Below are 23,281 nucleotides of genomic sequence, written 5' to 3'. Positions count from 1 at the left end.
ATGGTGTCGACGTCTCCGGTCACCCGCGGGGAGAAGTCACCCGCGCGGCACCGCCGCGAACTCGAACCACAGGCGGTCGGAGAACATCCCGGGGCGGATGGACTCCGGCGGCTGCGGCGGCGGCACACGCTCTGCCTCCAACGCCGCGAGGTGCGTGAGCAGCGCGCGAGCGACCCGATCGTTCTCGCGGAAGGAGACGGCGTTGGTCTGTGGGCGGGAGAACGCGCCGACGAAGGGCGAATTCGTGTAGGGGCCGATGGCGTAGTGCCGCTCCGCCGGCGATCCGGTGCCCTGCACCACCCGCCGGTCATCGGGCCGCACGGTGAGCCGCCCCGTCGATGCAGCGAAGCCCGCCGGTCCAGCCGGGTCGGCCAGGCCCCGAGGCCCGTCAGGCCCGGCCGCCCCCGGATCCCGTGCGATCTCCTCCAGTGCCTGCCCCGAGTCGAGGAGCACCCGCAGCAGCTCGTTGTCGCTCCGCGCGACGCTCGTGTCCGGCAGCCGCGCATCGACGAGCGCGCTCGCACTCACGACCCGGTCGTGGTTCGCGCTTCCCGCATGGAACGTGCCGTGCTCTTCATCGGCGTCGACCCACATCTCCCCGCCGATGAACTCCACGATCCCCGCCTCGGAGAGCGCGAGCAACTCGTCGAGGCGGTGCGCGGGCGGGCCGCTCGCGATGAAGCTGAAGTAGCCGAGCCACCAGCCGTTGAGGTCGGCGACCCGGGATCTCGCCGACCACTTCGGCGAGGCGATGAGGTCTGCGAACACGAACATCGCGGTCAGGATCGACATGAACAGTCCGAGTGTCGCGCTGTGCTCGGGGAGCGTGCGCAGCCGCAGATCGCGTTCGATGTACGCGCGCGTGGCCTCTTGGAGCTCTTCGACGGTCTCGAATCGCGCGCCGTCGAGCGGCCGATCAAGTTCCGGCAGGAACAGTCGATCGAGTTCATCCGGCACTGAGGACTCGATCAATGCGGTCAGCGATGCCGCGTCCGCTCGGACACGGGCGTGCTCCTCGGCGCTGCCTTCTACCGGCAGCGGGTGTCCGGTCGTTCGTGCGGCCCGCCGCGAGCCTGTTGCCGGCCGGCCGGGCGTGGCCTGACGGGTGCTGCTGTCGGGGCGGGCGGATGCCGTCGCCACGATGGCGGCCCGCGCGTCGATCGCCTCGAAGCGTTCCGCGAACTCCGTCCAGGGCAGGCTCACCCGATCGGGATGCCCCGTGAACAGTTCACGGTAGTAGCCCCAGAGCATCTCCTTGGCGATGAGCGGCCAGATGTCCGCAGCGAAGTCGAGCGATTCGCTCTCGGCTTCCAGCCGCGCGGCCGCCTCCGCGGTGAAGAACCGCAGCGTCGGTGGATCTCCGACGAGCCGCGACCCGATCTTCGAGTGGTACGGCACACCGCGTCGTGAGCCCACGGCGATCCGGGGTTCCCGGCCCGAGGGAACGTACCGGAGTCGCGCGCTGCCCGCATCGCTCTCCGTCTGCTCGAACCGTCCGCCCCTCCCCTCGGTGAGCAACACGATCAGGTCGACGGCCGCCAACCCGAACCCGCGCACGATGACGCGTTGGCCCGGGCCGATGGGGCGGGTGTCGGCGTCGGCGGTGAACGCGGGCGGCAGGTAGTAGAGGTCGCGGCGGGAGGCGAAGTCGATCAGTCGTGCGTGCTCGGGCTCCGGATCCGCGCCGGTGTGGCCGAGCGAGTACAGCACGAGATCAACGGTGAGCTCCGTGCCGTCATCCAGTTCGACCGTCTGACGGCCGTCGGACGCATCGCTGACAGCTCGGGCCATGGTGCGGTGCTCCTGCACGCGCACTTCATCGCCGAGGAGCGCGACGGCCTCGTCGAAGAACCATCGAAGGTACAGACTCTGCAGCCGCCTCGTCGGGAAGCTCGCCGGTCCGAGGTGCCGCAGTTCTTCGCGGAGCACGTCGTCGAGGCCGCCCTCGTCCCCTTCCTGCTCGGGCAGGCGGACGTCTCCCCGTCGAACGAGGTCCGCCCACTCCACGAGCGACGGTCCCGGCCGCACGGGGCCCTCGATGGTCGAACGCTCGTCGGTGAACATCGTGACGTCGGCGGCCATCGAGTTGAGTTTGAGGAGCGGCGACTGGTCGTGGCGCCAGATGCGACCGGGGCCGGCCGGGTGCGGGTCGACGAGATGCACGACGAGCGGGTTCCCTGCTGTCCAGAGCTCTCCGAGATTCGCGGCGAGCCGCTCGAGCACTCCAACTCCGCGGGGTCCAGCGCCGATGACGGCGACGGAGGCCACGGTGGGCGACGGCGGCTGGATGGGGGCTGACATCCTCCAAGAATCGCCAACCGATCGACGTTCACGGCCAGTGTGACCGCGAAAGACAGGCATGACGATTTGTGAATGCGGATCGTTGCCGCCTGCCGAGTCCTGCTCCTAGGGTCGGGCAACCGGAAGCAACCGCCATCCCGGCACCACCGGTCACCACGATTCGGACAGGAGTTACCGTGCCCATCGAATTTCTCGGCATCGCAGCACTCAACGACGGCAGCGAGACCCGCGCACGCAGCGGATCGAGCTTCGACAAGGAGTACACGCTGCGCTTGGCCCGCGCTCATGAGGACAACGGCTGGGACCGCATCCTCTTCGCGTACCACTCCGGATCGCCGGACCCCGCAACCGCAGCGGCCTTCGTCGCCTCGAAGCTCGACCACCTGAACCTGCTGCTCGCCCACCGCCCGAACGTCTCTGCGCCAACCTACGCGGCGAAGGTCGTGGCGACGCTCGACCAGATCAGCGACGGCCGCGTCAACGTGCACATCATCACGGGCGGCTCATCGGCCGATCAGGCGGCCGAGGGCGACTTCCTCACGAAGGACGAGCGATACGCCAGGACCGGCGAGTACATCCGGATCCTCAAGCGGGCGTGGACGAGCCACGAACCCTTCAGCTTCGACGGCGAGCACTACCGCTTCGAGAACTTCGTGAGCGATGTCTGGGCTGCGCAGGCGGACGGTCCTCAGATCTCCTTCGGCGGGTCATCGGCCGCCGCGTACGCGATCGGCGGAGCGGAGAGCGACATCTACGCGCTCTGGGGCGAACCGCTCGCGAACACGGCGGAGCAGATCCAGACCGTGACCGATGCCGCGCTCGCGGCGGGACGCACCTCACGTCCGCGGATCCAGGTGGCGTTCCGGCCCATCCTCGGAGCGACGGAGGAACTGGCCTGGGCGAAGGCGGAGGAGATCCTCGGCAGGATCGAACGACGGACCGCCGCCCTGCCCACGGCGGTCACACGGGATCTGCACTCCCCGGAGAACGCGGGATCCCAGCGCCTCCTGTCGATCGCGGAGCAGGGTGACCGCTTCGACCGGGCACTGTGGACCAAGGTCTCGGCGGCGACGGGCGGACGCGGCAATTCCAACGCCCTCGTCGGCACACCGGAGACCGTCGCAGCAGCCCTCCTCGACTACGTCGACCTCGGTGTCGACATCATCTCGGCCCGCGGCTACGACTACGTCGACGACACGATCGATTTCGGTCGCTACGTCATTCCGCTCGTGCGCGAGGAGGTGGCTCGGCGCGATGCTGCAGCCAAGCCCTCCCGCGGCGGCGCAGCGACGGCCTCCTCGTCAGAGGAACAGACCGATGCCGCTGCTTGAGGGACGGAGCCAGGGGGCTGGGAGCCGGACGTCGGACGCTGCTGTGCAGCCTGCACCGTTCGAGGAATTCGCCTACGTCAGCCCCGGCGATCCGAGGGCGTTGCCGCTTCTGACGGAGCTGCAAGAGGAGTACGACGGCCGCTACGGGAACCTCTTCGGCGAGCCCGCTTCCGAGGAGCTCAACCGCTATCCGGCCGAGGAGTTCATCGAGCCGAAGGGCGCATTCCTCCTGTTGCTGCGCGATGGCGTCGCGGTCGCAGGCGGTGCGTTCAAGACGTTCGACGAACACACCACGGAGCTCAAGCGCATCTGGGCGTCATCGGAGCACCGGCGCCAGGGACTCGCCCGCCGGGTCGTGACCGAGCTTGAGAACGAGTCACGTCGGCGCGGCTTCACCCGCTCCTACCTGACCACGGGACCCCGCCAGCCCGAGGCGGTTCGGCTCTACCTGACCAACGGGTGGACGCCGTTGTTCGATGTCACGCTGCCGCCGGAGCGCATCGGCATCCACGGGTTCGCGAAGTCGCTCACCTCGGAGCCACTCGACGTGCCGGAGGCGCAGCGGGTTCACGATGCTCAGCAGGCGGAGTTCCTCGCCGCCAATCCGATCTTCGTCGCCGCACTGGCGGCCGGCCTCCCGACCGGCCGGACGAGCTCGTGACCGCGCTCACGCAGCGGCCGACGGAGCCGCCGGCCCTCGCGTCCGTGCCCGCCGACGTCGATCTGCACCGGCTGGCCGAACGGAAGGTCGTGCCGCTGCGGCATCCGGTGCGCTGGGTGATCACGGCCCTCGTGCTCGTGGTGCTCCTGAACTTCATCCAGACACTGTTCACCAATCCCTCCTGGGAATGGGCCAAGGTCGGCCACTGGTTCTTCAGCCCGCCCGTCCTCAAAGGACTGCAGCTCACGCTGCTCGCCACCGCGATCAGCGCCGTCGTCAGCTTCTTCGGCGGCATCGTCGTGGCCCTCGCACGGCTCTCCGGGAACCCCGTCCTCAGCGGGGTGAGTTGGCTCTACATCTGGCTGTTCCGCTCGGTCCCGCTCATCCTCGTGCTCATCTTCCTGTTCAACCTGGGCAATCTCTATCCCGCGATCGGCATCGGCGTCCCGTTCGGGCCGCAACTGAGCGTTCCCACGTTCACGCTGTTGTCGCCGCTCGTGCTCGGCGTCATCGGGCTCAGCCTCTCGGAGATCGCCTACAGCGCAGAGGTCGTGCGATCCGGCCTGCTGGCCGTCGACCAGGGGCAGCATGAGGCCGCCAACGCGCTCGGCATTCCCCGGCGCCGCCAGTTCCTGCGGATCGTGCTGCCGCAAGCGCTCCGCTCGATCGTCCCCGCGTACGTCAATCAGATCATCGGCCTGCTGAAGGCGAGCTCGCTCCTCTACTACGTCTCGCTGCTCGACCTCTTCGGCGTTGTGCTCAATCTCGGAAGCACGTACCCGACCGACATCATCCCGTTGCTCGTCGTGGCCACGATCTGGTATCTCATCCTCACCAGCAGCATCTCCATCGTCCAGTACTACGTCGAGCGGTTCTATGCCCGCGGATCCGTGCGGGTGCTCCCGCCCACGCCCTGGCAGCGGGTGCGTGGAACCGTGGCGTCGCTCAGAGCGAAGGCGAGCGCATGACCATCGCGATCGAAGTCCACAACGCCACGAAGGCTTACGGCGACAAGCAGGTCCTCAAGGGCATCGACTTCAGCGTCGAAGCCGGAACCGTCACCGTCATCCTGGGCCCCTCCGGCTCCGGCAAGTCGACGCTCCTGCGTGCGATCAACCACCTGGAGAAACTCGATGAAGGATACGTCGCCCTGAACGGCGAGCTGATCGGCGTGCGGGTGAAAGGCGATCGGCTCAAGGAGCTGCGCGAGAAGGAGATCCTCCGCCAGCGCGCGAAGATCGGCTTCGTCTTCCAGAACTTCAACCTGTTCCCGCACCTCACCATCCTCGAGAACGTGAGCGAAGCGCCGATCTCCCACGGCGTGAAGCCGAAGGACGCACGCGATCACGCCAGCAGCCTGCTCGCCCGAGTCGGCCTCTCCGACAAGGAGGACGCGTATCCGCGCCAGCTCTCCGGCGGACAACAGCAGCGGGTCGCGATCGCTCGAGCACTCGCCCTGGAGCCGGAGGTCATCCTCTTCGACGAACCGACCTCGGCGCTCGACCCCGAACTCGTCGGCGAGGTGCTCACGGTCATCCGCACCCTCGCCGGCAGCGGCAAGACCCTCATCGTCGTGACCCACGAGATCGGCTTCGCGCGTGAAGTCGCCGACCGCGTGGTGTTCATGGACGACGGCGTCATCGTCGAAGAGGGCTCACCGGCCGAGGTGCTGTCGAACCCCAAGCACACCAGAACCCAAGACTTCCTGAGCAAAGTGCTCGCCTGAGCGCTCGTTCGGGTTGCGTGCGAGACGTCGCATGCGGCCGCTTCCTGCGGCACCTTTCATCCACTGCATCCACACAGCGAGGAACACTCATGACGACACTCACCACCACACGCCTTCGAGCGATCGGAGCGCTCGCCACCGCGGCGCTCCTGACCGCGGGGCTGGCAGCCTGCTCCAGCGGGCCGGCCGCCGCCGACGCAGCATCCGCCTCGCCCGGAACCGTGACCGTCGGCGCGTTCTCCAACGGGGCCGGCACCGAGACCGAGATCACGGTCTCCACCGTCGAGGAGATCCGCAAGACGCTGCCGAAGGCGATCCTGGACAGCGGCACACTCACGATCGGCATCGGCGCACTGCCCTCCGGCTTCCCGCCGCTCGCGTTCACCGGCGACGACAACGAGACCTTCACCGGCAGCGAGCCAGACCTCGGGCGTCTCGTCGCGGCCGTGCTGGGGCTCAAGCCGGAGGTGAAGAACTCCACGTGGGACAACCTGTTCGTGGGCATCGACACGGGCGCCACCGACGTCGGCCTCTCCAACATCACCGACACCGAGAAGCGCAAGGAGAAGTACGACTTCGCCTCCTACCGCGGAGACAACCTCGCCTTCCAGGTGAAGGCGTCGAGCACGTGGGAGTTCGATGACAACTATGAGAACCTCGCGGGGCTGAACGTCGCCACGAGCTCAGGCACGAACCAGGAGAAGATCCTGCTCGCGTGGAAGGACAAGCTCGAGGCGGAGGGCAAGACGCTCAATGTCGTGTACTTCCCCGACGCGAACTCGATCACCCTCGCCCTCAATTCCGGCAAGATCGATGCCCAGTTCAACCCGAACCCCGGCATCGCGTACCAGAACAAGCAGTCGAAGGACGGCGCGAACCCCACCCGCACGGCAGGGGTGTTCTCTGGTGCCGGAGAGACGCTCGACGGGCTGATCGCGGCCACCGTGAAGAAGGACTCCGGGCTGGCCCAGCCCATCGCGGACGCCATCAACTACCTGATCAAGAACGGCCAGTACGACCAGTTGCTCGATGCTTGGGGCTTGCAGGACGAGGCGGTCAAGGAGTCGCTCGTCAACCCGCCGGGACTGCCGCTCGACAACAGCTGACCGCGGGAGACCGAGCGCACTGCGCTCACCAGCGCACTGCGCTCACCTCCGAACACCGATGAACCCATCGGGGCATTCGCCTCCGATGGGTTCCTCGCGTTCCAGGGCCCTCCGATCCGTGTCCTGTTCACAACTCAGGAGCGATCCGGCGTGTCGGAGCCGACACACCGCCGCGGGCGCCCGACACGCCGAGCCCGTCCTGAGTTGTGAACACGAGGCGTCCGAGACCCGGCCCGCGAGGCTCAGCCCTTCAAGCCCGTCCCGGCGATCCCCTCGATGAACTGCTTCTGCGCGAGCAGGAAGACGATGAGGATCGGGATGACCGTGAGCGATGCGGCGCCGAGCTGCGTGGTCCACAACGGTTCGCCGTACGCGTCCTGGTAGCGCGTGATGCCGAGCGCCACCGTGAACTTCGCCGGAGTCGTGAGGAAGATGAGCGGTTCGAAGTACATGTTGAACGACCGCAGGAACGTGAGGATCGTGACCGCCGCGATCGCCGGACGAGCCAGCGGGAAGGCGATGCGGGTGAAGATGCCCACACGACCCAGCCCGTCGAGCCGCGCAGCTTCCTCGAGCTCCCCCGGCAGCGAGAGGAAGTACTGCCGGAAGATGAACACCGACACCACGGACGACGGCCCGAGCAGCGGCATGAGGATGAGCGGCCAGTGGGTGTCCGTGAGTCCCATCGCGTTCACCGCCGTGAAGATCGGGATGATCGTCACTTCGCTCGGCACCATCATGGACGCGAGCAGGATGACGAAGAGCGTGTTCCGGAACGGGAACCGCATCCGTGCGAACGCGTAACCCGCGAGCCCGGACACGATGAGCGATCCGACCGTCACGATGACCGCGATGTACAGCGAGTTGCCGTACTGCTGCAGGAACGGCTGGGCGGTGAAGATCTTCGCGAACCCGTCCACCGTCCAGTTCGTCGGCCAGAGCGTGGGCGGCTGGGCGAAGATCTCAGAGGTCGGTTTGAACGCGCTGAAGATCATCCACACCGTCGGATAGATGAATGGGATCGATGCGATGACGAGGATCGCGTAGAGCACACCCGTGTTGAGGCGGCTGCGGCGACGCGATGCCTGCGAATCCCGTGTGGCTGCGGGCGATCCCGGCAGCACCACCCGCACGGTGTCAACGGTCTCGACCTCGGGTTCTGGATACTCAGTTCTCATCATTGACCCACTTCTTCCGCGACATCCACTGCGCCATCGTCAGTCCGAGGATGATGATGAAGAGCACGACGCCGATGGCGCTGGCATACCCGAACTCCTGCTGCTGGAACGCGGTCTGGTAGAGGAAATACGGCAGGACGAGCGTGGAATCCGCCGGCCCGCCCTTGGTGAGCAGCTGGATCGGGGCGAAGACCTCGAGCGAACCGATGGTGGTGAGGATGCCGGCGAGCAGCACCGTCGGCGAGATCATCGGCAGGGTCACGGCGAAGAACAGCCGCACGGGCCCGGCCCCGTCCAATCGCGCGGCCTCCTTGATCTCCCCAGGCACGCCCTGCAGCGCGGCGAGGAACAGCACCATGTTCATGCCGACGCCCTTGAACACCTGGATGACGACGACGGACCCGAGGGCCGTCGACGGATCGGTCAGCCAGCCTGTGCCGTCGATGCCGAACATCGCGAGCGTCCCGTTGACCCCGCCTTCCGGAGCGAGGAGGAAGTTCCAGACGATCGACCAGGCGATGATCGACACCACGACGGGCGAGAAGAAGAACGCCCGGAACGTCGAGATGCCGCGCAGGCGATTGTTCAGGAGCAGCGCCAGGCAGAGTGCGAGGACGAGGTTGAGGACCACGATCCCGACACCGAAGAGAAAGCTCGATCGGAGCGAGTTGAAGAACCGCTGATCAGCGAAGAGCCGTGTGTAGTTGTCGATCCCGATGAAGTCGAAACCGCCCGTGAGCGGCGTCCACTCGTTGAGGCTGTACCAGATGACCGCGATGAACGGGATGACGCCGAGGGCCAGGACGCCGATGACCTGCGGAGCGACGAACGCCAGTCCGATCCAGCGGTCACCTCCATCGAGGCGCCGCCGGATCGGGCGGGTCGCCGCCCGCGTGCGGAGTGCGGACGACACGGGCGTCAGCGTCCGAGGACGGGCTGGGCGGCCTTGCAGACGGCGGCGGTCGCATCGCCGACGTCGCCACCGGTCCACACGGAGTCGAGCGAGGAGCTCACGAGGCTCGTGACCTTCGAGTAGACGGGGCTCGAGGACTTGACGATGGCGTCGGGCACGACGTCGAGGATCGCCGACTGGATCTGCGTCTCGCTGAGTTTCGGAGCAGCAGCGGAGAGTGTCGCGACGTTCATGAGCGACTCACGGGACGGCGGGAAGTAGGTCGCGAGCTTCTCGGAGTTCGCGGCGTTCGTGAAGTAGGCGAGGAAGTCGGTCGCCGCGTCCACGTGCTTGCTCTTCGCGACGACGCCGATGCCGGCCTGTCCGATGACGCCCTGCTCACCCTTGGGGCCTGAGGGCAGTGGCAGGAAGTCCCACGCGAAGCTGTCGTCGAGGGCGCCCGATGCGCTGAGCTGCGCCACGCTGAAGGCGACGTCACCGGTGGCGAACACCGGGTTCTGCGCCGCGGTCGTCACTGCGGACACCGCACCGCGAGCCGTCTGCGCCTGGAACCAGGTGAGGAAGTCGGTCATCTCGGGCTTCGTGAACGTGCAGGTCTTGCCGTCCTTCGTCCACGGCGATGCTCCCCACGACGCCCACAGGGGCGTGAGGTTGTCCCAGGTGGTCGGCGAGAACGACGGGACGACGAGACCGGTGTCCCCCGTGGAGGTCTTGACGGCCGCGGCGATGTCGGCGATCGCGTCCCACGTGTACCCGTCCGTGCCGACGAGCGCGGACACGTCCGGCTGACCGGCGGCCTGGAGGATGTCGCGGTTCACGTAGAGCGCGAACGGGCTGTTCGAGAACGGGAAGGCGTACAGATCGCCGTCCTTCTCCCACAGCGCGGTCGCGCTCGGCAGCAGGTCGTCGTAGTCGTAGCCGTCGGTGTCCTTGAACGTGTCGGTGAGGTCCGCGAGGACGCCGCTCTGGATGAACTCGGGGGCGTTCGCCTCGGGGATCCAGGCGAGGTCGGGGACGTTGCCGCCGGCGATGCGGGTCGTGAGGCCCGCGATGTAGTCCTGGTTGGTGATCGTCTCGAACGTGATCGACTTCACCTCGTCGTGCTTCGCGAGGTAGTCGTCGGCGATCGTGTCGAACAGGGCGAGGTGGTCCTCGTTCGCCGACCAGACGGCCATGGTCAGGTCGACGTCGCCGTCGGCGTCGGTCGAGTCGCCTGGCGAACTGCAGGCGACGAGGGAGGTCGCCGTGATGGCGAGGATGCTGAGGAGGGCGACTCTCCGGGTGCGCTGAGGCATGAGCAGGTACTCCTTTGTACGGGGTCGGGGTGACCTCGGCGCTTGCTGCTCACCGCTGTCGAGAATCATAGTATCGACGATTCCCGATAATGCAAGCAAATATTCTCGATACTTATCGAGACGTTGCCGCAGCGACGGAATCGCGGACCACGAGCGTCGTCGCCAACTCGGTGTGATGCGCCATCGGCTCCTCCCCTGCGAGCAGCTGCGTCGCGACCCGCACGGCCTGCTTGCCCATCTCCTCCGAGGGCTGGCGGACGCTCGTCAGCTGAGGAGCCGTCATCCGCGCGACGATCTGGTCGTCGAAACCGATCACACTGAGGTCCTCCGGCACGCGCACGTCGGAACGCCGCGCCGCCTCGAGCACGCCAGCGGCCTGGAAATCGCTCGCGGCGAAGATCGCCGTCGGCGGGACCGGGAGGCCGAGGAGCTCGAGCCCGTCTGCAAGACCGGACTCGTAGGAGAACTCGCCGTTCCGGATCAGCTCGGCGTCCACCGGGATTCCCCGCGCACCGAGCGCGGCGAGGTAGCCGTGCTGCCTCGCGAGGGACGACTGCGTGTCCGGAACGCCGGTGAGCATGCCGATCCGCACGTGACCCGCAGCGAGGAGGTGCTCCGTGGCTTCGAGGCCGCCGGCCCAGTTCGTGGCGCCGATGCTGTAGGACACGTCGTCGGGCGGCGTGTAGGGATCCACGACGATGAGCGGCATCCCGAGGAGGCGGAACCGCGCGCGCTGCGCCTCGTCGAGCGTCGGCCGCACGGCCACGACGGCCGTTCTCGCGTCGCCCACCAGGTCATCGATCCAGCGCAGATCCGTATCGTCCGGATGCACCGAGACGACGAGATCGACATCGTGCGCCTGCGCCTCCGCCGCCGCCCCGCGGAGCACGTCGAGCGTGAGGGGCGAGTTCATCGTGCGGGTGAGGAACGTGATGCGTTCGCGCGGTTCCGTCCGGCGTCGTTTCGGCGCGACGTAGCTGTGCTCCGTGAGGAGTTTCTCGACCCGCGATCGCGTGGTCGCCGCGACGTCCGGCTGACCGTTCGCGACTTTCGAGACGGTGGAGATCGAGACCCCCGCCTGCTCGGCGATATCGGAGAGGGACGCGGTCGTCCGCTTCCTTGCGCTCATGGCGTTCCTTCCTGTCCAGGTGGCTGCATCGAGTCTAGGGCTGGCCCTCAGACCTTGACGTGCCGCCGACCCGTGTGCAATTGTTCTCGGGAATTCAATCATAAGTTTGCGAAAACTATCGAGAGGCCACTGATGACCGAGCACGGCACCGAAATCCTGATCGTGGGCGGAGGCGTCGGCGGAGTGTCCGCCGCGCTTGCAGCCCTCGAACGCGGGAGGCGCGTCATCCTCACCGAGGAGACGGACTGGCTCGGTGGGCAGCTCACGACCCAGCTCGTCCCGAGCGACGAGCACATCCGCGTCGAGACCACCGGACGCAACGAGAGCTATGCGCGGTTCCGCGAACTGTTGCGCGATCACTACCGCTCCTTCACCCCGCTCACCGCTGAGGCGGCGGCGGACCCGCACCTGAACCCCGGCGCCGGCTGGGTCAGCCCGGTCTGCGTCGAACCGCGCGTGATCCTGTCGGTGATCGACTCGCTCCTCCGCCCCTTCATCTCGGCGGGGCAGCTGACGGTCCTGCTCGAGACGCGGCCCGTCTCCGTCGCCACCACCGGCGATCGCATCGATGCCGTCACCTTCCAAGCGGCGGACGGCTCCGACCTCGTCATCTCGGCGCAGATCATCCTCGATGCGACGGAACTCGGCGATCTGCTGGAGCTCGGCGGGGTCGAGCACGTCTCCGGGCGGGAATCCCGCGAGCAAACCGGGGAGCCGAGCGCCGCGGACACCGCCGACCCGCTCGACATGCAGGGGGTCACGTGGTGCTTCGCCATGGACCACCGCGAGGGCGAGGACCACACGATCGAGCGGCCTGCCCGCTACGAGCACTTCCGCGACTGGCGGCCCTCGCAACTGCACGGCGAGCGCATCCTCGGCTTCGAGCGGGCTCCCGAGCACCCCGGCGACCCCGCGAGGCGCTACGCCTTGACGCCGAACCCCGACGACGACCCGTTCGCGATCGATGTCGACCACCGCAACATGGGCGGTGCGCCTGAACTGTGGACCTACCGTCGGATCCTCGCCCGCCGGCAGTTCGAGCCGGGCTTCCTTGCGAGCGACGTCACGATCGTCAACTGGCCGATGAACGACTACATCGGCGGCCCCGTCTTCGGCGTCGCCGATGCCGCGCAGCACCGCGAGGCCGCCAAGGAGCTGAGCGCCTCGCTCCTCTACTGGCTCCAGACGGAGGCCCCTCGCCCCGATGGCGGGACCGGCTGGCCGGGACTGCGTCTCCGTCCGGACATCGCAGGCACCGACGACGGCTTCGCGAAGGTTCCGTACTACCGGGAGTCGCGGCGTCTCCTCGCCGAGCACACGATCGTCGAGCAGGAGATCTCCGTCGACGTCCTCGGCGACCGTCCCGCTGTGTCGCACGCTGATTCGATCGGCGTCGGCCATTACTTCTGGATCGACCGGCACCCGTCGACCGGCGGACACCCCGGCGGCGGCGGCCGACCCCAGCCGTTCGAGATCCCGCTCGGCGCGCTCATCCCCCGTCGCGTCGAGAACCTGCTCGCAGCGGCGAAGAACATCGGTACGACGCAGATCACGAACGGCAGCTACCGCTTGCAGCCGGTCGAGTGGTCAATCGGCGAGGCCGCTGGTGCGCTTGCGGCGTACGCGGTGACGGGCGCGACCACGCCCCGGGAGGTGCGGAACGACGCCCAGCAGCTCGCCGACTTCCAGGCCGATCTCGTGGCCCACGGTGCGCAGCTGCGGTGGGATCCGGCGCTTCGCTGGTGATGCTCCGAGCGTGAGTCTCGGAGCGTGAGTCTCGGGGCGTGAGCTTCGTGGGGCGCGAGCTTCGCGGCGTCATCCGGCGCTGCGATCGCATGAGAGAGAGGACTGTCGATGGCGACGTCTGAGGAAACACCGGGCGGAATGCTGCCCCTCATCACGAGACGAGGACTGGTGGTGGGAGGTTTCGCCGCTGCGACGCTCCTCGCCGTCTCCCCTGCCGGGCGGACGTCTTCAGCGGCGGCCGCTCCGCTCACCACGGGCGCGGCGGCCACCACGCTGGACGACGCGTTCCCCCTCGTCCCGGAACTCGCGTCGGCGCCGGATCGGACCGCCTTCGCACCGACGGAACAGGTGCTCGCCGACTACCTGGTGATCGTCGCGGCCATGGCCAACGACATCGTCACGGACGGCGGCGCGACGCACGGATGGATGTCCGGCGGGTGGTGGCGCACGCCGGCGGAACCGTTCAACGCGCGGGTGCAGGAGCACGTCGCCACGCTCGCGTGGTTCTACGCGAACGCACGCCCGTGGAATCCGTACGCCGGTGACGTGGCGCTGCTCACGAGGCTCGACGCGGCCATCGGCCACTATTTGTCTCTTCAGCACGATGACGGGTCCTGGTCCGAGTACTCGGCCGACGAGCACAGCCGGGCGGCCACCGGCTTCGGTCTCGTCTCGCTCACGGAGACGTATCAGCTCCTCGGGGCCGCGTCCGTCCTCCCGGAGCGACGAGCCGAGATCGCCGACGCGCTGCGCCTCGGAGCCGCGTGGTTCCTGGACTTCAGCGATGCGACGACCTGGGGCACGCCGACGGCCATCATCCGGTTCGCGAACCAGACGATGGCGGGCCTCGTCGGCTGCGCGCATGCGGCGGAAGCGCTCGGCGACGGTGCGCTCACAGCCTCGGTCACCGCCGGCATCGGCGTTTTCACCGCCCGCGCACAGGCGGCCGGTGGCTGGTTCTACGAGCCGACCGGGCTCGATCTGGCCTACAGCAATGAGGTGCAGCTGCCGGACATGGCTGATCTCTACCGCGTCACCGGTGACCAACGGCTCGTCGACATGGCGGACCGATGGCTCGGTATCCTTCGTCTCGTCACGGTTCGTGAGCCGGACGGGGCCGGATTCATCGGCATGGGCGCAGCATCGGCTCGTACCGACGGCAGACCTCCGATCGCCGACGCCTTCACCGATGCCAAGGACCGCACGGCCTTCACAGGCGAGTTCCTCCAGGCGGTGCCTGGTCTGGCCGCGTATCGTCCGAGCCTCGGCACGGTCGAGACGGCACGCGCCGACTGGGCCGCGTCGACCACTCCCGTGGTGGGTCGCGCGAAGCAGAACACCTCGCCGAGGCTGTGGATGCACGTGACCGCCGCCGCTCCGTTGGCGAGCTCCGCCGATCGTGCAGCCGCCATCGCAGCGCTCCCCACGATCGCGTCCTCGCGGTTCACGGATGGGCGCACCGGTGTGCTCGGGATGCAGTTCGTCTTCGTCCGGCGGCCTCGCTACTACCTCGCATCCGTGTTCGGTCAACGAGCGTCGACGAAGGTGCGCAACGGCTCGCAGCTCCTGTGGCATCCGGCCATGGGAACGGTGGCCGTCGGCTTCAACGATGCCGCTGTCGGCGACGACTTCTGGGGCACGGTGCTCGGCAGCGGTGCGGACGACGCGCGAGCCACGATGAACGCGACGTACCGGTCCGGCGGCTCGCCCGTCGCCATCGGTGCGCTCGGCGCGGTGACGGGCGACTTCACGATGACCTCGGCCGCCGCTGGGATCACCACCGTCACGAGTGTCGCGGATACGGGCTTCACCAGGTCCGTTACGGCTCCGTCGGCTGCTGTCGAGCAGGTTCCCTTGCTGCTTCGCCAGGGCGATGTGCTGCAGTGGTCTGGTGCCGGAGCCGGCGGCGGGACTGCGCCCGCGGGTCCAGTGTGGGGCCAGACCTCGGGCACGACCGCCACGGGCCTGAGCGTCACGCGCAATGGCGTCGCCATGCAGCTGAACTGGGGCGCCCCCGCTGCCGTGACGCTGACGGACACCGGCCGCACCGTCTTCGACGACGGCGACCGGCGGCAGCACGTCCTCCGTGTCCCGCACGGCGGCGCGCTCACCCTCGGGGTGGCGTTCTCCGCCTGACGGCCGCCTTGCCCTCAGTCTCCTGGCATCCGGCCGGGGACGTGAGCGAACACCGCTCGCGTCCCCGGCCGGTGCTCGATGGAGCGACATGCTCAGCCAATCGACCGAGATGCCGCCCTCGCGAGATGCCGCCCTCGCGCAGCATCCGCTACGCCTCGACGGTGACCGCCGAGATCGAACCGGATCCGTCGAATCGGACAGCCGGCCAGTAGCCCTCCGGCAGGTGCTCGCCGCACGAGTCATCGAAGTGCAGCACGACGTCTCCGCCCGGATACGCCTCGACGGTGGCGAGCACGAGGTCGGTCTCAGCCTCATCGAGTTCCGCCGGCTCCGGCTCGCCCTCACTGAACTGCGTGACGACGGCGTCCGTCGCGCGGCGATGCCACCCGGTCCGGTCGCCGAAGAACACCGCGAGCTGCGGCAACAGCTGTGCAGCTTCGGCGGCATCCGCAGAACGAAGCATGATCTCGGGTTCGGCGCCTGTCACGTACCAGTCGTGGACGAGCACCTCGCCATCGGTCAGGGTCGTCGCGCCTCGGGTGAACACACCCCACTCGGACGGGATGGTCGCGATGTCGTCGGTCACGCATCCACCGTACCGAGCGAGACGCACCCGTACCAGGATGGGCGCAGCCTCCCAGAGCGCGAGACGCCCATTGACGGTCAGTCGGACGCGGCACGCCGAACGCTGCCACCGACCGGGTAGTGACTCTGGATCGCGATGCGGTTCCAAGCGTTCATCAGGATCGCCAGCCAGGTCAGCGCGGAGCGTTCATCGGCAGTCAGGACGTCGTCGTAGAGCGCCTCCTGGGTGCGTCGAGGAAGTCCGGTGACGTCTTCCGCCAGCGCGAGACCCGCCTGTTCCTGGGGCGTGAAGTACTGGGACTCCCACCATGCCGCGACGACGGCGAGCCGGTCGGTGCTCTCACCGAGCGCAAGCGCATCGCGGGTGTGCATGCGAAGGCAGAACGCGCATCCGTTCAGTTGTGACACCCGAATCTTGACCAGCTCCACGAGTTTCGGGTCGAGCCCGGCCGTCGCGACCGCTCCCTGCACCGCCGCATCAAACTCGGTGATCTTCTCGTAGGCGGCGGGGTGCTGCTTGCCCAGGTTGACGTGCGTCATGGGTGCTCCTTCTGATGGTGAGTGATCCGTACACCAGATAGACGAGAGAGCAGTGCCCGATGTCAGGTCACCGGTGGCACGGGTTCGGCCATGATGGAGGACATGACGAATGAGACGCCGGTCGCGGGGCTCGACCGGGACCGTCTGGTCGGTTTGGCGTACAGGATGCTCGGCACGGTCGCGGATGCCGAGGACGCCGTGCAGGAAGCGTTCGTGCGGTGGCTCCGACTCGACGATGACGCCCGATCGGCGATCGTCAATCCGGTGGGATGGTTCGCGAAGACGACCAGCCGGATCTGTCTCGATGTGCTGGGGAGTGCGTCTCGGCGCCACGAGTTCTACGTCGGCCCATGGCTCCCGGAGCCGATCCCCGATGGCCGATACGTGACTGCGCTCGACGCATCTGCACTTGACCCGGCGGAACGTGCGATCGTCACGGAGTCGCTGAGCATGGCATTGCTGACGGTGATGGAGCGCATGACGCCGGCGGAGCGCGTCGCGTTCGTGCTGCGGGATGTGTTCGACTATCCGGTCGCGGACATCGCTGAGGTCCTCGACCGCTCTCCTGGGGCGGTCCGGCAACTCGCCTCCTCTGCGCGTGGGCGAGTCGCTGACCAGGTGGCTGGACGCGAGCCTGCGCACGGTCCCGAACACGCACGGCTGACGGCTGCTTTCCAACGGGCGGTATCCACCGGCGACATCGACTCGCTCGTGAAGCTCCTGCACCCCGAGGTGACGTTGCGCTCCGATGGCGGCGGTGTCGTCCGAGCAGCGCTGAACCCGATCCACGGGTCGGCGAAGGTCAGCCGGTTCCTCCTCGGCGTGCTCGTCCGTCAGGCTCCGACGACGGTGACCGTATGCGAAACGAGTTCGGGCACGGTCCTCACCTTCGACCGAGACGCCGTCGTCGGTGGCGTCCTGGAACTCGTGATGCATGAGGGTGCTGTCCACGAGGTCCTCATCCAATGGAATCCGCACAAGCTCGGGTTGTGGCGCGCGAGCTGACCCTCCCGCGCCAGGACGGTTTCCCCCGGCGGATGCCGCCGAGGGAAACGCTCTCGCTATGCCGCCGTGCCCAAACGTCGGCGACGGAGTCCCAGCAGTGCTGCGCCGGCGAGCAGAAGCCCGGCGATGGCGAGCAGTGGCGCTTCGACACCGGCTCCTGTCTCCGGAAGCGTCGCGGCCGCTGCCGTTCCAGGAACGACTGGAGGCTGCGCCGGCGCCACGGCCTGTACCTCGACGGAACCGATGTCCACGAGATCCCCGACGACGCGCGGCGCGTTTCGCTGGTCACGTTCGATCCCGGCGAGTGTCGCGAGGTTGCCCGCGTTGCGCGCGGGGCTCGTCGCTGAGGGAAGGTGCGTGAGGGTGCGTCCACCGTTGTCTGCGAGCGCACCGAGCTCGGCGTCCTGCTCGAACAAGGTCGAATCCTGGATCGACCAGGAGGCAGCGTCGAGCGACGCTTTCGGCTGCCCGATCAGGGAGAAGCCCAGGTTTCCGAGAATGTCGGAAGGGTCGGCCTCGTCGGCAGCAGCGTCCTCGTCGGCAGCAGCCTCGTCGGCGGCGGCGAGCGGAGCGATTCGCGCGTTGCTCGGAGCGCCGAACACGTCGGGCTCGGCCAGCGCTTCGGACAGCGCGGATTCCAGCGCGGATGCCTCGGACCGCAGGGAAGGCTGATTCGGGAGGCTGACGGAGAGATCGGGCACCGACGTCGACTGACCGGAGTTGACACTGATGATCGACGAATCGACGAGCAGAGGTGAGGCGACTGCGAAGACCGCGGAACCCTCAACCCCATCGGACACATTGCCAGTGATCGTCGAATGCGAGACCGACGTGGCTTCGGCGCCGAACGAGACGATCGCGCCGCCGGTGTCGCCAGAGGAGTTCCCGGAGAATGTGGATTGGGTGATGCTCACGGGCGCTGCGCCGAAAGCGAAGAGCGCTCCACCGATCAATTCGGCAGTATTGGCGGAGAATGTGGACCCGGTGATCTCGGTCGGGCCGTTGTAGCCCAGAACGATTCCACCGGCGAATGTTCCTCCGCGGTTGTTGTCGAATGTGCTGTCGGTGATGAGGACCCGACCGGCTTGGGAGAGCAGAGCCGCCGAATTGAGCACTCCCTCTTCAGTGGTCGCGTGATTCTTGATCGTCGAGTCGGCGATCAGCACGTCCGGATGAGCCGAATTGCCGAATACCACGATCCCGGGCTGGTCCCGCTGGTCACCGGTACCGTCGATCACGACATCGGACAACTGGAAACCATTCGTCCCGTCGGCATCCGCAGCGGTGAAGTCTCCGATCACACTCGCGCCTCCGGCGAGCGTCAGGCCGCTGATCCGCGCGGTCCCGGTCGATTCCGGCCGGTATGTGAACGCCGGGACGGCTTCGTCGCTCGGAGGCGCCTGAATCGTCAGCGCGTTCGTACCGGGACCCTCGATCGTGATCCCCTGCGTGGTGACGACCGGAAGCGGCGAGAGCAGCTGGATCGTGCCGGTGACGGCGAATCGAACGGTGGACACACCTCCCGCGTTCTCGACGTCCTCGAGAACGCTCCGAAGCGTTCCAGGGTCGAGGGTGTCATCGAGTGAGGTGACGACCGCGCTGCCGTCGCCGGCAAACGCGGGAGCCGCAAAGGCAACGCCCGAGCAGACAAGAGCCGCTGCCGCGGTGGTTGCGGCCCAACGAGTGGCCGTGTGTGATGTTCTCGACATTCGTGTCCCATTCAGGATGCGTGCGAAGCGGGTCTTCGCAGAGCGGGAGCGATCGGGTGGCGCGTCAGAGACGTGCGCATCGTTCACCAGGCGATCGGAAATGCCGACCTACCACCGAGGGCGACAACGTTCGCACCCCGGTTCTGCCGCTCAGCTTGCACGGCCGATTGAGGAATGTCCATCGAATCAAGTCTTCTGACCGGCTTCGGCTGCGAAGTTGAGTAATCGTCACCCATTCGGGGCCGAACAAGCTGCCAAGTGATGACGCTGGACCCCGACCGTGCGACGAGGTCGGTCGGGCCGGACGGGCGAACCAGAGGTCACGGACTGACTCTCGCCTTCAGCGGGCGCGGGGAGCATACTGGCCGGAGTGCGGCACCGCGAGCTACGTGGATCGCACGGGGGGAGGAACATCCCATGTGCACAGCGATCAGGTTCTCCGACGGAAGCGACCATATGTACTTGGCGCGTAACCTCGACTGGACGTCCGGATACGGTGAACGAGTCGTCATCACTCCCACCGGTTTTGCTACCACGTCGCCGTTCGGTGCCGTGGCCAGCATCCGCTACGCCGTCATCGGCATGGGCATCGTGGAGGAGGACACGCCCCTGTACTTCGACTGCGGCAACGAAGCCGGGCTCGCGGTCGCGGGGTTGAACTTCCCCGGATACGCGCAGTACGCGTCGGAGCCCGTCGACGGCGCGACGAACGTCGCCGCGTTCGAGTTCCCGCTCTGGGTCGCTTCGCAGTTCAGCAGCGTCGACGAGGCCGAAGCGGCGCTCAGCAATGTGGTGATCGTGGACCGGCCGATCAATGAGAAGTACCCGAGCTCACTGCTGCACTGGATCATCGGTGATGCGACGCGGGCAATCGTCGTGGAGTACACGGCTGACGGCCTGCAGGTCTTCGACGATGACGTCGACGTCCTGGCGAATCAACCAGGGTTCGCCTGGCACCACGAGAACCTGCGCAACTACCTCAACACTTCGCCCGAATTCCCCGAGGAGAGCGTGCTCGGCCGGGCGCACCTGACCCCGTTCGGCTCTGGGTCGCACATGCGCGGCATTCCCGGCGACTACTACTCGCCGTCACGGTTCGTGCGCGCTGCCTATGTCAACGCGCACTACCCCGACAAGGCAAGCGAAGCGGAGAACGTGAGCCGCGCATTCCACACCCTGCAGCAAGTGGCCATGGTGGAAGGCGCGGCGAAGATGGGCTCGGGCGACTTCGAGAAGACCATCTACACGGGGCTCTTCTCATCGCGCACGGCGAGCTACTACTGGAACGACTACGACGACCCCACGGTCCGTAGCGTGGCATTGTCCGACTACCAGTCCGACGGGACTGAGGTGGTCGTCGTTTGAAGGAACCCGCGCGGCCGGGTGGGTCTCAGCCGTGATCCTCGATCCCAGTGCGCCTCAGGCAAGCGTCGTGATGCATCCGCCGGATAGGGTTGGCGCATGGCAGTGACCGCTCGTGATGTGGCAGCACGTGCGAACACGTCTACGGCCGTCGTCAGCTACGTTCTGAACAATGGCCCCCGCCCGGTCGCGGCCGCTACACGGCTTCGAGTGCTGGAGGCGGTCAAGGAACTCGGATACCTCCCCAACGGCATCGCGAAGGCGCTCCGAACCTCCCGAACCGGTCTGGTCGGGGTGGCTTTCCCCGACGCCATGTCTCCGTACTTTTCTGCGCTTGCGAAAGACATCGAGTCAGAGCTGCAGAAGGCGGGGAAACTCACGCTCTTCTCCAACTCCGAGACGGAGAATTCCCGCGAGGAGGACGTCATTGCTGCGTTCCGATCGGTACAGGTCGACGGGATCATCTCCGTGTCGTCCGAATACATCACCGCGAGCGACGTCGACGTCGTCTACGTCTTCAACGCACCATTGGGCATTGACCCAACGGTGTCTGCAGATGACGACCTCGCCGTCCGCACCGCGTACGAACACCTCGTCTCACACGGTCATTCCGACATCGGGTTCATCGCCGGTCTTCGGGACACCGGGCCCGTCGGAGTTCGCACGGCAGCCTGGCGCGCCCTCCGCGGCGGTGACGTCGAGCCGTTCCGCAGCGCCTACTCCTTCGAATCGGCTTGGGCGCTCGCGAGCGAGTTGATGGCAGCCTCCTCCCTGCCGGGCGCCGTGATCGTCGCCACGGATGAGCAAGCCATCGGTGTGCTCGCCGCCGCACATGAGCGTGGCGTGCGAATCCCCGACGACTTGGCAGTCATCAGCATGGACGGCTCCCCCATCACCCGCTTCACCGCCCCGGCTCTCACAGTGATGGAACAGCCCACGCGACCCATGGCGCTAGCAGCAGTACAGTCACTCCTCGGCGATGCACACGCCGACGTGATCCCGGCACGCCTGGTCATTCGCCGCAGTTGCGGCTGCGCGTAGCTGGAACGAGGGGCGCCCGCTCAATCGTTGATGTGGTTTCAGTGCTGGATCTCTCGACATCTATTCGATTAGACTGCACACGCGAAGGCGGCGTCGCACTCACGCACACGCCTCATCGCGCACAACGAAGGAGTTGACCCCATGACCACCACCAGCACGCCGCACATCGACCCGCAAGGCGTTCCCATCGCGGAGACGATCCTGCTGCCGGGGGATCCGCTCCGGGCGAAGTTCATCGCCGACACATTCCTCGACGATGTGGTCTGCTTCAACGAGGTCCGCAACATGCTCGGGTACACGGGAACCTACCGCGGTCGTCCCGTATCGGTCATGGGAACCGGTATGGGCATTCCCTCGATATCGCTGTACAGCTACGAACTCATCCACTTCTTCGGAGTGAAGAACCTCATCCGAGTGGGGTCCTGCGGCGCACTTCAAGAGCACATCGAGCTCTTTGATCTCGTGATCGCTCAGGGGGCGTCGACGGACTCCAACTATCTCCAACAGTTCGGGGTCAACGGCACGTATGCTCCGCTCGCCGACTTCAACCTCGCCGTGCGAGCACAACAAGCAGCGAATGATCGAAATCAGCGAACCCACGTCGGCAACATCTTGTCCTCGGACCGCTTCTACAACGCAGATCCAGACGCGCTGGAACCATGGCGCAAGATGGGCATCCTCGCCGTCGAAATGGAATCTGCGGGCCTCTACGCCAACGCGGCTGCCGCAGGCGTCAGCGCCCTGGGGATGTTCGCCGTGAGCGACAACATCCTCACCCATGCCACCACCACTGCGCAGCAGCGCCAGTCGGCGTTCACGCAGATGATCGAGACGGCACTCGAACTCGTCTGAGGTTCCGGCCGGAGGTCGCTTCTTCGAGCCCCTCCCCGAACATCGCGGCCGCCACGAGCGAGCGTTGATGACGTGGGTGCCCGCTTGCGCTGCTCCTTGCACACCCGAGCATCCCTCACCGGTCTTGATGAAGCATCGCTGGCACCGTTGCGCGGAGAAGCCAGCCACTGGAGGTGGGCCCGAAACGTACAACATGGATGCCGCACAAATATTTTAGGGTTTTCATGTCTTGCGCCTAGACCTCAGCAGATCCTCGCGATACGGTGACGAGGTGAACGACGTGGCGAGAGCACTCGTCTTCGATGACGAGGCACTGGTTCGACTTTTGCGCCGTTCCAGTTACCCCTCCCACTGCGATCGTCTGCGCTGCCTGCATCGCGGGAATCGCAGCCGTTGGCGGCGCATCGATCACGGCAGTCATGGGCTGCTTCAACGGAAGGTGATCCACAATGAAGCGATCGGTTCCACGGTTCCTCCTCTTTTTCGGCCTGACTGCTGCCGCTGGCATCAGTCTCATCCTGATCATGCCTATGGCGACCGCTCCTCACTCCACGCTCCAGGGCTGGATACCGACAGCCATTGGAGCGTTCTTCGCGGCTAGCGCCTTCGTTGCATGGCAGGTTCGTCCCAAGCGGAATTCGGGCCAGTCGCGACCCAACGCAGAG

General features: G+C 66.9%; 19 protein-coding genes. 11 read left to right on the top strand and 8 right to left on the bottom strand.

Features of this window, described 5'->3' with window-relative positions:
- Positions 1-36: 36 nt before the first annotated feature.
- Positions 37-2,301, bottom strand: coding sequence for an FAD/NAD(P)-binding protein (locus ACQ3HB_RS15240; protein WP_430921058.1), 2,265 nt, complete (start codon positions 2,299-2,301; stop codon positions 37-39).
- 176 nt (positions 2,302-2,477) lie between these two features.
- Between ACQ3HB_RS15240 and ACQ3HB_RS15235 the strand changes: the two genes are divergently transcribed.
- The 5 genes from ACQ3HB_RS15235 to ACQ3HB_RS15215 all read left to right on the top strand — a co-directional run bounded on the left by ACQ3HB_RS15235 (position 2,478) and on the right by ACQ3HB_RS15215 (position 7,125).
- A complete protein-coding gene (locus ACQ3HB_RS15235; RefSeq protein ID WP_430921056.1) occupies positions 2,478-3,632 on the top strand; it encodes an LLM class flavin-dependent oxidoreductase in 1,155 nt (384 codons plus the stop codon).
- A 43-nt stretch (positions 3,633-3,675) separates the two neighbouring features.
- Complete coding sequence (locus ACQ3HB_RS15230; protein WP_430921054.1) at positions 3,676-4,293, top strand: GNAT family N-acetyltransferase; 618 nt, start codon at positions 3,676-3,678, stop codon at positions 4,291-4,293.
- Entirely contained in the window at positions 4,290-5,261 is a 972-nt protein-coding gene (locus tag ACQ3HB_RS15225) for an amino acid ABC transporter permease (protein WP_430921052.1), read from the top strand. The genes ACQ3HB_RS15230 and ACQ3HB_RS15225 overlap by 4 nt, the downstream gene beginning before the upstream one ends.
- The gene (locus tag ACQ3HB_RS15220) at positions 5,258-6,019 is read left to right on the top strand and encodes an amino acid ABC transporter ATP-binding protein (RefSeq protein WP_430921050.1); all 762 of its coding nucleotides are present in this window, start codon (positions 5,258-5,260) and stop codon (positions 6,017-6,019) included. Before ACQ3HB_RS15225 ends, ACQ3HB_RS15220 begins: the two co-directional genes overlap by 4 nt.
- Positions 6,020-6,108: 89 nt before the next feature.
- A complete protein-coding gene (locus ACQ3HB_RS15215) occupies positions 6,109-7,125 on the top strand; it encodes an ABC transporter substrate-binding protein (RefSeq protein WP_430921048.1) in 1,017 nt (338 codons plus the stop codon).
- Positions 7,126-7,367: 242 nt separating this feature from the next.
- On the opposite strand, the gene ACQ3HB_RS15210 is transcribed toward ACQ3HB_RS15215, so the two are convergent.
- From ACQ3HB_RS15210 to ACQ3HB_RS15195, 4 genes are all read right to left on the bottom strand, one after another.
- Complete coding sequence (locus ACQ3HB_RS15210; RefSeq protein ID WP_430921046.1) at positions 7,368-8,306, bottom strand: carbohydrate ABC transporter permease; 939 nt, start codon at positions 8,304-8,306, stop codon at positions 7,368-7,370.
- Positions 8,293-9,216, bottom strand: a complete 924-nt coding sequence (locus tag ACQ3HB_RS15205) for a carbohydrate ABC transporter permease (RefSeq protein ID WP_430921044.1) — start codon at positions 9,214-9,216, stop codon at positions 8,293-8,295. Before ACQ3HB_RS15205 ends, ACQ3HB_RS15210 begins: the two co-directional genes overlap by 14 nt.
- A gap of 5 nt (positions 9,217-9,221) precedes the next feature.
- A complete protein-coding gene (locus ACQ3HB_RS15200; protein ID WP_430921043.1) occupies positions 9,222-10,511 on the bottom strand; it encodes an ABC transporter substrate-binding protein in 1,290 nt (429 codons plus the stop codon).
- A 112-nt stretch (positions 10,512-10,623) separates the two neighbouring features.
- Positions 10,624-11,640, bottom strand: a complete 1,017-nt coding sequence (locus ACQ3HB_RS15195) for a LacI family DNA-binding transcriptional regulator (RefSeq protein WP_430921041.1) — start codon at positions 11,638-11,640, stop codon at positions 10,624-10,626.
- A 132-nt stretch (positions 11,641-11,772) separates the two neighbouring features.
- Between ACQ3HB_RS15195 and ACQ3HB_RS15190 the strand changes: the two genes are divergently transcribed.
- Together ACQ3HB_RS15190 and ACQ3HB_RS15185 are read left to right on the top strand one after the other, a co-directional pair.
- The gene (locus ACQ3HB_RS15190) at positions 11,773-13,386 is read left to right on the top strand and encodes an FAD-dependent oxidoreductase (protein ID WP_430921040.1); all 1,614 of its coding nucleotides are present in this window, start codon (positions 11,773-11,775) and stop codon (positions 13,384-13,386) included.
- A gap of 108 nt (positions 13,387-13,494) precedes the next feature.
- A complete protein-coding gene (locus ACQ3HB_RS15185; RefSeq protein ID WP_430921039.1) occupies positions 13,495-15,522 on the top strand; it encodes a hypothetical protein in 2,028 nt (675 codons plus the stop codon).
- Between the two features lie 148 nt (positions 15,523-15,670).
- Here ACQ3HB_RS15185 and ACQ3HB_RS15180 read toward each other — a convergent pair whose 3' ends face one another.
- Both ACQ3HB_RS15180 and ACQ3HB_RS15175 read right to left on the bottom strand, forming a co-directional pair.
- The gene (locus ACQ3HB_RS15180; protein ID WP_430921037.1) at positions 15,671-16,108 is read right to left on the bottom strand and encodes a hypothetical protein; all 438 of its coding nucleotides are present in this window, start codon (positions 16,106-16,108) and stop codon (positions 15,671-15,673) included.
- A 77-nt stretch (positions 16,109-16,185) separates the two neighbouring features.
- A complete protein-coding gene (locus tag ACQ3HB_RS15175; protein ID WP_430921035.1) occupies positions 16,186-16,647 on the bottom strand; it encodes a carboxymuconolactone decarboxylase family protein in 462 nt (153 codons plus the stop codon).
- 102 nt (positions 16,648-16,749) lie between these two features.
- Here ACQ3HB_RS15175 and ACQ3HB_RS15170 point away from each other — a divergent pair, with 102 nt between their 5' ends.
- Positions 16,750-17,652 carry a sigma-70 family RNA polymerase sigma factor gene (locus ACQ3HB_RS15170; RefSeq protein WP_430921034.1) on the top strand — a complete coding sequence of 301 codons (903 nt, stop codon included), beginning with the start codon at positions 16,750-16,752 and terminating at the stop codon, positions 17,650-17,652.
- Positions 17,653-17,708: 56 nt separating this feature from the next.
- On the opposite strand, the gene ACQ3HB_RS15165 is transcribed toward ACQ3HB_RS15170, so the two are convergent.
- Complete coding sequence (locus ACQ3HB_RS15165; protein ID WP_430921032.1) at positions 17,709-19,361, bottom strand: choice-of-anchor Q domain-containing protein; 1,653 nt, start codon at positions 19,359-19,361, stop codon at positions 17,709-17,711.
- 261 nt (positions 19,362-19,622) lie between these two features.
- Here ACQ3HB_RS15165 and bsh point away from each other — a divergent pair, with 261 nt between their 5' ends.
- From bsh to deoD, 3 genes are all read left to right on the top strand, one after another.
- Positions 19,623-20,726: a choloylglycine hydrolase gene (bsh, locus tag ACQ3HB_RS15160; protein ID WP_430921031.1), complete on the top strand. Its 1,104-nt coding sequence runs from the start codon at positions 19,623-19,625 to the stop codon at positions 20,724-20,726.
- Between the two features lie 96 nt (positions 20,727-20,822).
- Positions 20,823-21,764 (top strand): LacI family DNA-binding transcriptional regulator, encoded by a 942-nt coding sequence (locus ACQ3HB_RS15155; RefSeq protein WP_430921029.1) that lies wholly within the window; start codon positions 20,823-20,825, stop codon positions 21,762-21,764.
- A 141-nt stretch (positions 21,765-21,905) separates the two neighbouring features.
- Positions 21,906-22,616, top strand: coding sequence for a purine-nucleoside phosphorylase (gene deoD, locus ACQ3HB_RS15150; protein WP_430921028.1), 711 nt, complete (start codon positions 21,906-21,908; stop codon positions 22,614-22,616).
- The last annotated feature ends 665 nt before the right edge of the window (positions 22,617-23,281 follow it).

It is taken from the genome of Plantibacter lichenum, from assembly GCF_050587525.1.
GTDB lineage: Bacteria > Actinomycetota > Actinomycetes > Actinomycetales > Microbacteriaceae > Plantibacter.
The sequence above is the reverse complement of the archived record's forward strand: the minus strand, read 5'-3'. Positions and strand labels throughout refer to the sequence as shown.

Coding starts and splice junctions, on each gene's coding strand:
- ACQ3HB_RS15215 (WP_430921048.1), top strand. CDS start 6,109: ATGACGACACTCACCACCACACGCCTTCGAGCGATCGGAGCGCTCGCC.
- ACQ3HB_RS15175 (WP_430921035.1), bottom strand. CDS start 16,647: ATGACGCACGTCAACCTGGGCAAGCAGCACCCCGCCGCCTACGAGAAG.
- ACQ3HB_RS15165 (WP_430921032.1), bottom strand. CDS start 19,361: ATGTCGAGAACATCACACACGGCCACTCGTTGGGCCGCAACCACCGCG.
- ACQ3HB_RS15170 (WP_430921034.1), top strand. CDS start 16,750: ATGACGAATGAGACGCCGGTCGCGGGGCTCGACCGGGACCGTCTGGTC.
- ACQ3HB_RS15190 (WP_430921040.1), top strand. CDS start 11,773: ATGACCGAGCACGGCACCGAAATCCTGATCGTGGGCGGAGGCGTCGGC.
- ACQ3HB_RS15220 (WP_430921050.1), top strand. CDS start 5,258: ATGACCATCGCGATCGAAGTCCACAACGCCACGAAGGCTTACGGCGAC.
- ACQ3HB_RS15200 (WP_430921043.1), bottom strand. CDS start 10,511: ATGCCTCAGCGCACCCGGAGAGTCGCCCTCCTCAGCATCCTCGCCATC.
- ACQ3HB_RS15240 (WP_430921058.1), bottom strand. CDS start 2,301: ATGTCAGCCCCCATCCAGCCGCCGTCGCCCACCGTGGCCTCCGTCGCC.
- ACQ3HB_RS15195 (WP_430921041.1), bottom strand. CDS start 11,640: ATGAGCGCAAGGAAGCGGACGACCGCGTCCCTCTCCGATATCGCCGAG.
- bsh (WP_430921031.1), top strand. CDS start 19,623: ATGACGCTGGACCCCGACCGTGCGACGAGGTCGGTCGGGCCGGACGGG.
- ACQ3HB_RS15210 (WP_430921046.1), bottom strand. CDS start 8,306: ATGATGAGAACTGAGTATCCAGAACCCGAGGTCGAGACCGTTGACACC.
- ACQ3HB_RS15155 (WP_430921029.1), top strand. CDS start 20,823: ATGGCAGTGACCGCTCGTGATGTGGCAGCACGTGCGAACACGTCTACG.
- ACQ3HB_RS15185 (WP_430921039.1), top strand. CDS start 13,495: ATGGCGACGTCTGAGGAAACACCGGGCGGAATGCTGCCCCTCATCACG.
- deoD (WP_430921028.1), top strand. CDS start 21,906: ATGACCACCACCAGCACGCCGCACATCGACCCGCAAGGCGTTCCCATC.